The following is a 12,913-nucleotide window of genomic DNA, read 5'->3' as shown; positions in this document are numbered from 1 at the left end:
CCCCGCGCGCTCGCGCGGCCCTCAGCCCACGCGCTGCAGCGTCCTCAGCCCACGCGCTGCAGCGCCCTCTCCCGGCGCTCGGCCACCTCCGACCCCGACTCCCGTCGCGCCATCCTCCGCAGCACCACCGGAGCGAGGGCCAGGCCGAGCACCGCCCAGGCGCCGAGCACCGCGGCCGTCTCCAGGTGGCGCCAGGAGTCGGCGATCTCCACCTGCGCCGCGGCGTCGGGGAGCAGCGCGGAGCGCATGCCGAGGCCGAGCCAGTAGATGGGGGAGCACTGGGCGACGATCTGGAGCCAGTCGGGGAGTGCGGTGAGGGGATAGAAGACGCCGGAGATCGAGATCATGCCGATGACGGGGAGCTGGATGAGGCCCTGGCTGCGGGCGCTGGGGAAGAGGGAGCCCAGGATCGCGCCGATGGGCAGCGTCGCCACCATGCCGAGGACCAGGATCCACAGCAGCGTCAGCCAGGACCCGGCGTCGTCCGCCGCCAGGCCGTCGATGAGGAACATGCCGGGGACGAGGAGGATCGCCAGGTCGGCGATGAGACCCCCGGCGACGGAGATCACCTTGCCGGTCAGATAGCCGCGCATCCCGCCCGGCGTCGCCTTGGCGCGCAGCAGGGTGCCGTCCTCCCGCTCGGCCGTCAGGACCTGGCTCATCGTGACCATGCCCATCGCGGCGTTCATGCCGAGGATGCTCGGCAGCGCGAGGGTGCCGAGCAGCAGCCCGCTCGACCCGAACTCCGTGTCCCGCAGGAAGAACAGCGCCGTGAGCATGAGCACGGGCCAGAGCAGGTGCGACACCAGCTCCGCGCCGTTGGTGAACGACTGGCGCAGTTCGATCGCGCCGCGTCCGCAGCCCGCGCGCAGGGCGGTGACCGCGGGGCTCGCGGGGCGCGTCCACCGCGCGGGGGCGAGGGTGCTCATCGGGCCACCTCCGTCGTGCGCTCCCCGTGCGCGGCGGCAGGCGTCGGCAAGCCGCTTCCATTCCCGGGTTCGCGCACCAGCGCCAGATACGTGTCCTCCAACGAGGCCCGGCGGACCGCCAGATCACCGATCGCCTCGCCGTGCCGGGCGAACAACTCCCGTACGAACCGCGTCGATTCACCGGTCGTGTGCGTGAACCGCCGTCCCTCGCGGGTCCAGCTCACCTCGTCCGCCGCGGCCGTGCGGCGGGCGAGGTCCGCCGCGGTGCCGTCCGCGACGATCCGGCCGCCGGACAGGATCATGATGCGGTCGGCGAGTCTGTCCGCCTCCGCGAGGTCGTGCGTGGTGAGCAGGATCGTGGTCCGGTGTTCGGCGGCCAGGCCGTGGACCAGGTCGTGGAACTCGTGGCGGGCCCGCGGGTCGAGGCCCGCCGTCGGCTCGTCGAGGAAGAGGAGTTCGGGCCGGCCGACGAGGCCGATCGCCACGTCGAGGCGGCGCCGCTGCCCGCCCGACAGCGTCTTCACCTTGTCGCCCGCTTGCGCCGACAGGCCCACGGCGGCGAGGAGTTCATCGGCGCCCCAGGGGCGCGGCACCGCCTCGGTGGCGTACGGGACGTAGTACCTGCCGAAGTGCGCGAGCAGCTCCCGCACCCGCCACTTGCCGTGGTCGCGCCACGACTGCAGGACGACACCCACCCGCGCCCGCCACGCCTCGTCGCCGCGCGCCGGATCCGTGCCGAGGACCCGGACCCGGCCCGCCGAGCGCATCCGGAAGCCCTCCAGGATCTCGATCGTGGTGGTCTTGCCCGCGCCGTTCGGCCCGAGCAGGGCAAGCACTTCGCCGTGCCGGGCGCGGAACGTCACCTCCCGCAGGACGTCCGTCGTGCCGTACCGCATGCGCAGCCCTTCGACGTCGAGTACGACGTCGTCACAGCCGGTGTCCGTAGTCATCGATACCTTGTCCTCACTGTTCATCGGCCGCGAAAGCTACGTTGCGTTTATGGCTGGCGCAATGGGCGAGAGTGGGAGCGAGGGGTGTTCTGGCGAGAAAAATGCCCAGTCAGTGCAATGGAGGTGAAGGTGAACGCAACACTTGGCTCCTCTTCGTTGCAATGAGATGTCCGTTAACGGATACTGTCCCGGTCATCGACCAGAGGCCATGGCGGCGGAGGGGAGCGCGCGACGATGCCTGGAGGCAGGCTCACCCACGAGGACCGGCTGCGCGTCGCCGCCGGGCTCGCCGACGGGCTCGGGTACGCGGAGATCGCCCGGCGTCTCGACCGGCCGACGTCGACCGTCAGCAGGGAAGTGGCCCGCAACGGCGGCCCCCGCGGGTACCGGGCCGACCACGCCCACCACGCCACCGCCCGCCGTGCCCGGCGCGCCGCCTCGGCCCGGGGCGAGGACGCGCCCGCCGAGGACGCGGGATACGGACGTGACCCCGAGGCGGTCCGCGGCTTCGTCGACCGGTTCGCGGAGCTGATGGTGCACACGGGGCTGCCCCGCATGGCCGCCCGCGTCCTCGCGAGCCTCGTCACGGCCGACTCCGGCGCGCTGACCGCCGCCGACCTGACGCGGCGCCTGCGGGTCAGCCCCGCCTCCGTGTCGAAGGCCGTTGCGTACCTGGAACGCCTGGACGTGCTGCGCCGCGAACGCCACGCCTCCGGACGCCGCGAGGCCTACGTCATCGACGACGACGTCTGGCTGCGCACCTGGCTGACCAGCGCCCGTACGCACGCGATGATGGCCGACACCGCGCAGGCGGGCGCCGACATCCTCGACCCCGGCACACCCGCGGGCGCCCGCCTCGACCAGATGCGGCAGTTCTTCACCAGCCTCAGCGACGACATGGCGGGCGGCACCACCGCCGACGCCTTCGCCGACGCCCTCACCGTCCTCGCCGCCCTCGTGCACGCCGAAGCCCCGCTGACCGCCGGGCAATTGGCGACGGCGCTCGACTGGTCGACGGAGCGCGTCGCCATGGCGCTGCACGACGCCGAGCGGCACCCGGACATCGCCGACCCGGTGGCCCTGCGCCGCACGGCACCGGACACCTACGGCGTCGCCGCCAGGCCGGAGAGGCTCAGCGACGCCCAGCGCGCGGCCCTGAACCGGCGCTGACCACCCCTCGCCTCCCTCCTGCGGCAGGGCCGGTCGGCCCCCTCATCGGGCCGGTTCGCCTCTGCCCGGGCACGGCCGGAGCATGCCAACGTCGGGGTGGGACCCGTCGGGCGAGCGGCGGATCCCGGCAGCGGGCGCGGGCACGACGCCGAGGAGGCCGTACGCCGTGGACGGGACACTGATCGTCGGAGTGGACGGCTCACCACCGAGCCTCGCGGCCCTCGACTGGGCCGCCGACGAGGCCGAGCGCGGCTCCCTCGCGCTGCGCGTCGTGCACGCGTCGGGCTGGGAGTGGTACGAGGGCCACGAACCGTCGTTCGGCATCAACCGCGAGGCCGTGCGCGCCCAGGCCGACCGCGTCCTCGCGGCCGCCGCGGCGCGGGTCGGCGAACGGGCCCGCGCGGCCGGCGTCACCAGCGGCGTCCTGGACGAGGACCCCGCCGCCGCCCTCATCCGTGAGAGCCGCAGGGCGGCCGGGGTGGTCGTCGGCAGCCGGGGGCGCGGCCGCCTCGCCGGGCTCCTGCTCGGCTCGGTCAGCCTGTCCGTCGCCGCCCGCGCCTCCTGCCCCGTCACCGTGGTGCGCGGCGGGGAGCAGAGTCTGCGCGGCGGGTTCCGGCGCGTCGTCGTCGGCGTCGACGAGGCCGCCGGGGCCGCGGCCGCGGTGGCGTACGCCGTCCGTGCCGCCCGGCTGCGCGACACGGAACTCCTCGCCGTGCACGCCTGGCGCCGCCCCGTGCCCGAGGCCGGCGGCGGGCCGCGTCCCGTCGGCGCCGCCGACCCGCGACGGCTGCGCGCGGAGCGCGAACTCGACGTGGCCCTGCGGTCGGCCGTACGCGACCACGGTGCCGTCGCCGTGCGCCACGAGGCCGTCGAGGGCCAGGCCCGGGCCGCCCTCCTCGACGCCTCGGCCACCGCCGACCTGATCGTGGTCGGCGCCCGCCGCCGCCCCGGCCACACCGGCCTCCAGCTCGGCCCCGTGAACCACGCCGTCCTGCACCACGCCGCGTGCCCGGTCACGGTGGTGCCCCATGCGTGAGCGACGCCCGCGCGGCGTGCGCGCCGGACGTACCAGACGCCTCTCACGTACCGGCTGCGCCCGATGCACTCGATGCGCCCGATGCGTCAGACACACCCGATGCGCCCGATGCAGCAGCCGCGCCCGACGCACCAGAAGCGCCCGATATGTCAGACGTGCCGGACGTGGTGGATGCGCCGGACGTGCTCGACGCACCAGACGTCCCTGCGCCCGACCTGTCTGAACCGCGCCGCACGTGGAACCCGGACGCCCACCCGCACCCGTACGAGGCAGCCCCGGACCCGCGCGACGCGGCCCCGGACACGATCCCCGGACAGAATCGAGGTCCGTCACCCATGGCCAAGGATCACATCAGCGCCCTCGACGCCCACTGGCGCGCCGCGAACTACCTCGCCGCGGGCCAGCTCTACCTGCTCGCCAACCCGCTCCTCACCGAGCCGCTGCAACCGCGGCACATCAAGCCCCGCCTCCTCGGCCACTGGGGCACCTCCCCCGGCCTCAACCTGATCCACACGCACCTGAACCGGCTGATCAAGGAGCGTGACCGCGACACGCTGTGCGTGTGGGGCCCCGGCCACGGAGGGCCCGCCGTCCTCGCCAACTCCTGGCTGGAGGGCAGCTACACGCGGACGTACCCGGACGTCACCCGGGACGCGGCTGGCATGGAGCGGCTGTTCCGGCAGTTCTCGTTCCCCGGCGGCGTGCCCAGCCACGTCGCGCCCGAGACCCCCGGCTCCATCCACGAGGGCGGCGAACTCGGCTACTCCCTGGCGCACGCCTACGGCGCCGCCTTCGACAACCCGGACCTGCTCGTGGCGTGCGTCGTCGGCGACGGCGAGGCCGAGACCGGGCCGCTGGCCGCGTCCTGGCACTCCAGCCGGTTCCTCGACCCCGTGCACGACGGCGCCGTCCTGCCGATCCTGCACCTGAACGGCTACAAGATCGCCAACCCGGCCCTCCTGTCCCGCATCCCCGAAGCCGAGCTCGACGCCCTGCTGCGCGGCTACGGCCACGAGCCCCTGCACGTCACCGGCGACGACCCCCGCACCGTCCACCGCGACCTGGCCGCCGCACTCGACCGGGCCGTCGACCGCGTCACCGCGATCCAGCGGGAGGCACGCTCCACGGGCGGGCGCGGGCGCGGGAGCCGCCCGGCGTGGCCGATGATCGTCCTGCGCACGCCCAAGGGCTGGACCGGGCCCGCGCACGTCGACGGCGAGCCGGTCGAGGGCACCTGGCGCGCGCACCAGGTGCCGCTCGCGGGCGTGCGCGAGAACCCCGAGCACCTGCGCCAGCTGGAGGCCTGGCTGCGCTCCTACCGCCCCGAGGAGCTGTTCGACGCCGAAGGACGCCCCACGCCGAAGGTCCTCGCCTGCGTGCCCGCGGGCGACCGGCGCCTGGGCGCGACACCGCACGCCAACGGCGGCCTGCTCACCCGCACCCTGCCGCTGCGCCCCCTGGAGGACTTCGCGGTCGCCGTCGACAAGCCCGGCACCGCCCTGCACGAGCCCGCGCGGGTGCTCGGGCAGCTGCTCGCCAAGGTCATGGCCGACACCGCCGAGCGGCGTGACTTCCGCGTCGTCGGCCCCGACGAGACGGACTCCAACCGCCTCGGCGCCCTGTTCACCGCCACCGGCAAGGCCTGGCAGTCCGCGACGCTGCCCACCGACGAACACCTCGCCCCCGACGGCCGCGTGCTTGAGGTCCTGTCCGAACACCTCTGCCAGGGCTGGCTGGAGGGCTATCTCCTCACCGGCCGCCACGGCCTGTTCTCCTGCTACGAGGCGTTCGTCCACATCGTCGACTCCATGGTCAACCAGCACATCAAGTGGCTGCGGACCGCGCGCGAGCTGACCTGGCGGGCGCCCGTCCCCTCCCTCAACTACCTGCTGACCTCGCACGTCTGGCGCCAGGACCACAACGGCTTCTCCCACCAGGACCCCGGCTTCGTCGACCACGTCCTCAACAAGAGTCCCGAAGTCGTCCGTGTCTACCTGCCGCCGGACGCCAACACGCTCCTCTGCGTCGCCGAACACGCCCTGCTCAGCCGCGACCACGTGAACGTGATCGTCGCGGGCAAGCAGCCCTGCTTCGACTGGCTGAACCTCGACGCGGCCCGCGCCCACTGCGCGCGCGGCGCGGGCGTGTGGGAGTGGGCGGGCACCGACGACGGCCTGCGCGACCCCGACGTCGTGCTCGCCTGCGCGGGCGACGTCCCCACCCTGGAAGTCCTCGCGGCCGCCGCCCTGTTGCGCGAGCACCGGCCCGAACTCGCCGTGCGCGTCGTCAACGTCGTCGACATCGCCCGGCTCCTGCCGCGCGAGGAACACCCGCACGGCATGGCGGACTTCGAGTACGACGCGCTGTTCACCCGCGACAAGCCGGTCATCTTCGCCTACCACGGCTACCCGTGGCTGATCCACCGCCTCGCCTACCGCCGCGCCGGGCACAGCCGCCTGCACGTGCGCGGCTACAAGGAGGCGGGCACGACCACCACGCCCTTCGACATGGTCGTACGCAACGACCTCGACCGGTACCGCCTGGTCATGGACGTCGTCGACCGCGTCCCCGACCTGTCCGTCCGTGCCACGGCCCTGCGGCAGCTGATGGCCGACCAGCGCAGCCGCCACCACGCGTGGATCCGCGAGCACGGCACCGACATGCCCGAGGTCGCGGACTGGTCGTGGCCGTACTGAACCGTCCCCGACCCGCACCCGCACCTGTATCCGAACAGCACTGGATCGCACACCCGCCGAGGCACCCCATGAATCGCCACCGCACGTCACCCCGTCCCTGCCCGACGACCCGCACCCGTCTCGCCGCCGGTGACCGCACCCGTACGGTCACCGCGGGCATCGACGGCACTCTCGCCGGGATGGACGCCGCCGACTGGGCGGCGCGTGAGGCGCTGCGCCGCGGGGTGCCGCTGCGTCTGCTGCACGTCGCGGCCGACCAGGACCACCAGCCGCGGATACGCCGGGCCGGTCCAGCCGACCGGGCGCGCGGCGTCCTCGACCGGGCCGCGATCACGTTGTCGTACGTCCATCCGGCGCTGCGGATCCACGCCCAGCAGCCCTCCGGACCGACGGCCGCCGCCCTGCTCGCGGCGGCCGCCGACGCCGAGACACTGGTCCTCGGCTCCCGGAGCCCGGCCGGGTTCGGCGGCTTCCTGGTCGGCTCGGTGGCCTCGGCGGTGGCCGCGCGCGCGGAGCGGCCGGTGGTGCTCGTCCGCGCGGGGGAGTGCCCCGAGGACGCCCACGTCCCGGACACCGACGGCGGACCCTCGCGCAGCACGCCGTACCGGCCGGTTGTCCTCGCGCTCGATCTCCCGCTCCCCGCTGAGGAGTTGCTCGGATACGCCTTCGACGCGGCGGCCGTCCGCGGCGCGCCCCTGCACGTGCTGCACGTGTGGACCGTGCCGCCGCTCGACGCCTGCGCCCCGGGCCGTGCGGTCCCCGACGTCCTCGCCGAGCGCGCGGAGGACGCACGCCGTGAGCTGGCGGCGGAGCTCCTGCCGTGGCGCCGCGCCTACCCCGCCACGAAGGTCGTCGAGCGCGTCCGGTCCGGGCGCACGGGGCACCACGTGCTGAAGGCGGCGACGGGCGCCTCGCTCCTGGTCGTCGGGCGCCGTGCGCAGGCCGGGCCGCGCCTCGGGAGAACGGCGGACTCGGCCGTCCGGCACGTGGCCTGTCCCATCGCGGTGGTGCCGCACGGCTGACCGTCAACAGCTGCTGGGAGACGTATATCTGACCATCTGTCAGTGAGTGTCCGATGTCTATCAAAATCATGAAAAGTGCTTCAGGCTGAATGGCCTGGAGTCGCCGCCCACCCAGGGGGGACAAGCGGTGTTCGGCGCGTTCGGGGTGGTGCTCCCCGGACGCCGAGGGGGAGGCACCCGATGGGGGACACATACCTGGTCAGGAAGCTGGAGAAGCTGGAGGCGAGCCTGGGGCGGCTTTCGCTGCCCGCCGGCTCGCCCGTGCTCGTCGACCGGATCGACCAGCTGAAACACGTCCTAGAGCGGATGCGGCACACCACCGCCGGCGAGGTGAGGATCGTGGCCCTCGGGGCCAACTCCTCGATGAAGTCGACCACGTTGCGCCTGCTCCTCGGACGCGACGACATCTTCTCGGTGGGCCCGGGCGCGGTCAGCGCGGTCTCCACGGAGCTGCGGCTCGTTCAGGACGAGGGCCCCGCGGGCCCGCCCGAGTACACGGTCGTGACGCTCACCGAGGAAGGCGCGCGCCGCCGGGCCCGCCGTCTGCTCGACCTGGAGGAGGACGATCCCCGGAGCCTGGAGGAGATGAGCCGGACGGCGCATCCGCACGTCGGCATCGTCCAGGAGATGCTGGAGGCCGTGGACCGGCTCGGCTACGGCGAGACCCTGACGATGGAGCAACTGGCCGCCCGCGGCGGCTCCGTCATCTTCACCTCCGGGCGCGGCACCCCGCTCATCGCCCGGGTGAGTGCGCGCTTGCACGTCCCTGCCGAAGTGTGGCCGCTGGACTGGGCCGCGGGTCGGTCCGTGGTGATCGTCGACACCCCCGGCACCCGCAAGGGCGGCGCCCTGGAGGACGTCGTCATCGCCGAGACGCAGAGCCGCGCGCACATCGCCCTGCTCACCGTGGCCTGTGGTGGTGGCACCCAGTTCACGACACCGCGCACCGCGCCCGACCCGCACTGCGTGTTCGTCGCCACCCGCCTCGACGCCGTCGACAACCCGAGCAACGCCAACTCCCTGGACGTCCTGGAGACATCCGTCGCCTCCCTGGTGCGTGACATCGGCGCGGACGGACGGCCCGGCCGTGAGACGCGCGTCGCCGCCGTCAGCGGCCCGTGGGCCGCAGCCACCGAGGCCGACTGGAACGCCTTCGACTCGGACAACCCGCACATCTGGAAGAGCGCCCGACTCGCGCGCGAGCAGTGGCGCGCCGCCGCGTGGGGCCCGTCCGGGGCGACCGGCGGGCAGCTGCGCGCCGCCGTCGAGGGCGCCCTCGCCGACGGCGGCGTCGGCCATCTGCGCGCGCTCATCGCCGAACTCGCCGACAGAGACACGCGACACGTCGACTCCCAGGAGTTCGAGCAGCTCATCGAGGACGGCATCCGGCTCCTCAAGGAGGCGGGCGGACACGTCCCCGTCGCCGGGAAGCTCAAACTCCAGGAGGCGGCGGCCCGCGACGACGCCCGCCCCATCGCCGACCTGCGCCGCATCGCCAGGGAACAGGCCGACACCGCCGTGTACGCGGCCGACGCCTGGTCGGAGGTGCGGCTCGCTCTGGAACAGACCGGCACCGGGGGCAGGGCGGACGGCGACGCGCTCCAGCCGCTGCGCGGCCTCGACGTCGGCGGCCTCGCCGCGGCCGCCGTCGACGGGACGCGGACCGAGCTGACCGAGGCCCTGGAGAGCTGGTGGGCCTCGCACACCCGCCAGGACTTCGCCGACGGGGCGCCGTGGGCGCGGCTCATGGCGCCGTCCGGAGCCGACGCGCACGACGGCCCGCAGCAGCCGCGCGCGGACGCCGACGCCGAGGAGGTCGCGCAGGTCGACACCATGGCGGGGCGCCTGCTGCACCAGGTGGCCGGACGCCACGGCGCCGACGGCGGCACCGGGCACCGCCCGGCGGCGCGGCTGTACTTCCGGCAGGTCGCCCGGGTCCGCGAGGAACTGGCCCGGCTCCTGGAACGACGGCTGATCGACAAGTTCGAACCCGCCGTCGTCCAGACCCAGAAGGCGCTCGGTGAACTCCTCGTCCAGCAGCGGCTCGCGCTCGTGAGTGCCACCGGACCGGTCGCCGTGCTCAACCAGATCGGGGCCGAGCTGCAGCAACTGTCGACGGCGAGGGCGGGACGTGCCTGATGACCGGCCGTCGCTGGAGCTCTACGGCCGGTCGGGCGGCGCGGGCCTCGCGCTGCGGCGCGGCACCGTTCCAGGACGCATAGAGCGCGTCGACGTGCTGGACGGCTCGGCGGTCGTCAGCACCACCACCTTCACGCCGCCCGTCGACGGCGCGGCGGCCGACGCCGACCTCGTCCTCACCCCGTGGCGGCGCAGGCCCACCGCGCCCACGGTCGTCGTCCACTACCGCCGCCACCAACCGGAATCCCGCGTCCCCGCGCCGTCGGCACGCGGCAGCTTCCGGCTCGACCCGGAACAGATCGGAGACCGACCCATGACCCAGGCCACGCCCGACGGCAGTCCCGCACAGACACCGGGTCCCGACCTCATCGGCGCCTTCTTCGACTTCGGGACCAGCCGTGCCGTGTGCGGCGTCTTCGACCGCCGCCGGGTGCGCGGCAGCGACGCCGCACTGCCCGCGGCCGGTGTGGAACGGGCCAGGAGCCTGCTGCCGGTCCAGCTGTTCGCCACCGACGACTCGCCGGACCCGGCGCAGGAGATCGAGGACCGCACCATCGGCATCCCCCGGATCAGGGGGGAGGCCTGGCGCGAGGTCTTCGGCTGCGCGCCCCTGGACGTGCACCACGTCAGCCACACCAGGCCGCGCACCAGCGATCTGGTCGTGACCGGTGACAGCGTCGACTTCGCGACGGACGCCACCGGCGAACGCATCCGGGGTGCCAAGCGCCATCTGGCCGACCTCGACATCGAGGTGCCGGGCACGGGCCTCAGCGGCAGGGAGCTGTTCCGCGGCGTGTACGCGCGGTTCGCCGAGCTGGTCGCGGACGAGCTCAAGCTGCCGCGTGCCATCGGCTCGTTGAGCGTGACCTTCCCCACCAAGCTGCCGCCGGACAAGCGTGATGAGCTGCTCAAGGTGCTGCGCACCCTCGGGGGCAAGGTGGAGATGAACATCGACGAGGCCGTCGCCGCCGCCGGGTTCGCGATGATGAAGCGGCTCGGCGCGGACTTCCTGCTCGGTGTCGAGGCGTTCCGGCTGAACGCCCGCTGCCCCGAGGGCGGGCGCGCCTGAGAGCAGCCCGACGAGTGGGCCAAGGCCCGCGCCTGGCACGAGAACCTGCTGGTCCTCGACGTCGGCGGGGGCACCACCGACTGCGCCCTGATCAAGGTGACCGTCGTGGACGCGACACCGGCGGCCGCGGGAAACAGCCCGGGGCGGTTCTACACGCTCCAGCCGCAGGTCCTGGCCTCGGGCGGGCGGCTCAACCTCGGCGGGGACCGCCTCACCGCCCAGCTCTTCACGCTGCTGCGCACCAAGCTCGGGATCAGGCCCGGCGACACCCGGTTCCAGGGCGTGGAACAGGCCGCGCCCCGCAAGCAGCTGTTCCAGGCGCTGTGGGAGGCGGCGGACGCGGTCAAGCGGAAAGGGCTCGGGGCAAAGAGCCCCGTGGCGGTCCGGGTGCGCTCCGCCGCTCCTGGCAGCGCCGTGCAGGGCTCCGACGCCGTTCCCTTCGTCTGGCCGGAGTCCCCGGACGGAACGGCACCCGCCGAACCCTCGGCCACGGAGGTGACCGTCACTGCCGACGAACTCGCCGAGCAGCTGCGCGAACTCGTCGCCGAGATCACCTGGCTGGCCGGCGGCATCGCCCGCGGCGGCATCGACGTGTCCGGCGGAGGTCACGAGAGCGTCGACCGCGTGCTGTTCTCCGGCGGTTCGATGCACTCCGCCGCGCTGCGTCGCGGCATCGAGGACGGGCTGCGCCGCCGCTTCGAGAGCGACCGACTGGCGCCCACCTTCGAGGTCGAGTTCGACGCGGAGTTCGCCAAGACCGGGACGGCGGTGGGCGGTGTGTACCTGGACGCGGTGGCCGACCTCAGCCCCGACGCCGAGGACCCCGAGGTCATCCCCGAACTGCTCAGCGGCATCTCCTACTTGGACGTCGACGCCAGCCGCCTGTACGTGAACCTGGCGGCCGACTTCCACCTGCGCAAGGGGTCGCAGGAGACGTACCCGGAACCGGTGTTCAGCCGGGGGCAGCGGCTCGAACTGGAGCCCGGCGGCCGTGCCTACGCCGAGGGCCGCGTCTCCTACCCGGTGCGCGCCGTGCTCGCCGTGCACCGCTACGACGTCTCCAACGACGACGCCCCGGACGCCGAATCGCTGTGGGCGACCCACACGATGCTGCAGGAGGAGGCGGACCAGCTCGCCGTCGCAGGCGTCAACGTCCGCTTCGAGATCGACCAGGAGGAACGCATCACGCTCCTGCTGTGCAAGGGGACCCCCGGCTGGCTGCTCGAAGGCCCCGAGGTGGACACGACCGCCGTACCGCACGGCCTGGTCGCCCCGCCGGAGCACGAGGGCGCCCCCGCGACCCTGCGCTACTCGCTCCACCAGGAGGTGTACCAGGTCGGCGTGGGCCTGCGGGAACGCGAGCCGCTGGCGTTCGCGGGCGATCCGGTCCCGGCGGGCGGACTCCTGCTGCACGTGGCCGCGCGGCGGATCACGCTGTACTGGGGGCAGCCCGGCGCGGGAGCGGGGACCGGGGTGGAGCGGGACGCCGGGCCGGACCCGGCGCACCGGGAGTTCGGGACCCTCGCCGACGTGCCCGAGGGCTACGTCTGGGTGTCCCTCGACGCCACCGGCACGCTGCGCTTCCACCAGCGGCGGCCCCGCCGCCGTACCGTGACCGCGCCCCTCGACCTGGTCGACGCCGCGGACGGCGTGGTCTTCGAGGAGGTCATGAAGTCGGGCCTCTTCTACGACGAGAGCAAGGACCCGTTCAGTGGCACCCTCTGACTCCGTGAAACCCGCCGAAGGGACCCGGCCCGACGAGGCCCGCACCCGGGGAAGCGGCCCCGAAGACGTCACCGGAAGCACCCCCGATACCGCCCCCGATACCGCCCCCGACACCGCCCCCCCCCGCTTGACCCGCTGCCGCTGCCCCACCCCCCTGCCCTTCCCCGCCCCCCCCCG

At 73.9% G+C, this 12,913-nt stretch carries 9 protein-coding genes; 7 read left to right on the top strand and 2 right to left on the bottom strand.

Annotated features, from left to right (window positions below):
* Positions 1-44 precede the first annotated feature (44 nt).
* Together OO63_RS04740 and OO63_RS04735 are read right to left on the bottom strand one after the other, a co-directional pair.
* The gene (locus tag OO63_RS04740; protein WP_051810560.1) at positions 45-929 is read right to left on the bottom strand and encodes an ABC transporter permease; all 885 of its coding nucleotides are present in this window, start codon (positions 927-929) and stop codon (positions 45-47) included.
* Positions 926-1,879, bottom strand: a complete 954-nt coding sequence (locus OO63_RS04735) for an ABC transporter ATP-binding protein (RefSeq protein ID WP_234311092.1) — start codon at positions 1,877-1,879, stop codon at positions 926-928. Before OO63_RS04735 ends, OO63_RS04740 begins: the two co-directional genes overlap by 4 nt.
* Before the next feature lie 234 nt (positions 1,880-2,113).
* Between OO63_RS04735 and OO63_RS04730 the strand changes: the two genes are divergently transcribed.
* The 7 genes from OO63_RS04730 to OO63_RS04700 all read left to right on the top strand — a co-directional run bounded on the left by OO63_RS04730 (position 2,114) and on the right by OO63_RS04700 (position 12,736).
* On the top strand, positions 2,114-3,049 hold the full coding sequence (locus tag OO63_RS04730; RefSeq protein WP_030357489.1) for a GbsR/MarR family transcriptional regulator: 936 nt from the start codon (positions 2,114-2,116) through the stop codon (positions 3,047-3,049).
* Between the two features lie 166 nt (positions 3,050-3,215).
* Positions 3,216-4,085 (top strand): universal stress protein, encoded by an 870-nt coding sequence (locus tag OO63_RS04725; protein WP_030357488.1) that lies wholly within the window; start codon positions 3,216-3,218, stop codon positions 4,083-4,085.
* Between the two features lie 335 nt (positions 4,086-4,420).
* Positions 4,421-6,781 carry a phosphoketolase family protein gene (locus OO63_RS04720; protein ID WP_033263820.1) on the top strand — a complete coding sequence of 787 codons (2,361 nt, stop codon included), beginning with the start codon at positions 4,421-4,423 and terminating at the stop codon, positions 6,779-6,781.
* Between the two features lie 68 nt (positions 6,782-6,849).
* Positions 6,850-7,803 (top strand): universal stress protein, encoded by a 954-nt coding sequence (locus tag OO63_RS04715; protein ID WP_051810559.1) that lies wholly within the window; start codon positions 6,850-6,852, stop codon positions 7,801-7,803.
* A 180-nt stretch (positions 7,804-7,983) separates the two neighbouring features.
* On the top strand, positions 7,984-9,942 hold the full coding sequence (locus OO63_RS04710; protein WP_033263819.1) for a P-loop NTPase family protein: 1,959 nt from the start codon (positions 7,984-7,986) through the stop codon (positions 9,940-9,942).
* Positions 9,935-11,011 carry a hypothetical protein gene (locus OO63_RS45925; protein WP_030357485.1) on the top strand — a complete coding sequence of 359 codons (1,077 nt, stop codon included), beginning with the start codon at positions 9,935-9,937 and terminating at the stop codon, positions 11,009-11,011. The genes OO63_RS04710 and OO63_RS45925 overlap by 8 nt, the downstream gene beginning before the upstream one ends.
* 105 nt (positions 11,012-11,116) lie before the next feature.
* Positions 11,117-12,736 carry an Hsp70 family protein gene (locus OO63_RS04700; RefSeq protein WP_030357484.1) on the top strand — a complete coding sequence of 540 codons (1,620 nt, stop codon included), beginning with the start codon at positions 11,117-11,119 and terminating at the stop codon, positions 12,734-12,736.
* Positions 12,737-12,913: the final 177 nt, after the last annotated feature.

Origin of the sequence: Streptomyces alboflavus (assembly GCF_000716675.1) — a bacterium.
In the GTDB taxonomy this organism is placed as follows: Bacteria; Actinomycetota; Actinomycetes; order Streptomycetales; family Streptomycetaceae; genus Streptomyces; species Streptomyces alboflavus.
Note: the sequence above shows the minus strand (reverse complement) of the source record. Positions and strands in the feature narration are given on the sequence as shown.

Excerpts from the sequence above, each read along its gene's own strand:
- OO63_RS04715 (WP_051810559.1), top strand. The coding sequence starts at position 6,850 with ATGAATCGCCACCGCACGTCACCCCGTCCCTGCCCGACGACCCGCACC.
- OO63_RS04730 (WP_030357489.1), top strand. The coding sequence starts at position 2,114 with ATGCCTGGAGGCAGGCTCACCCACGAGGACCGGCTGCGCGTCGCCGCC.
- OO63_RS04740 (WP_051810560.1), bottom strand. The coding sequence starts at position 929 with ATGAGCACCCTCGCCCCCGCGCGGTGGACGCGCCCCGCGAGCCCCGCG.
- OO63_RS04720 (WP_033263820.1), top strand. The coding sequence starts at position 4,421 with ATGGCCAAGGATCACATCAGCGCCCTCGACGCCCACTGGCGCGCCGCG.
- OO63_RS04735 (WP_234311092.1), bottom strand. The coding sequence starts at position 1,879 with ATGACTACGGACACCGGCTGTGACGACGTCGTACTCGACGTCGAAGGG.
- OO63_RS04710 (WP_033263819.1), top strand. The coding sequence starts at position 7,984 with ATGGGGGACACATACCTGGTCAGGAAGCTGGAGAAGCTGGAGGCGAGC.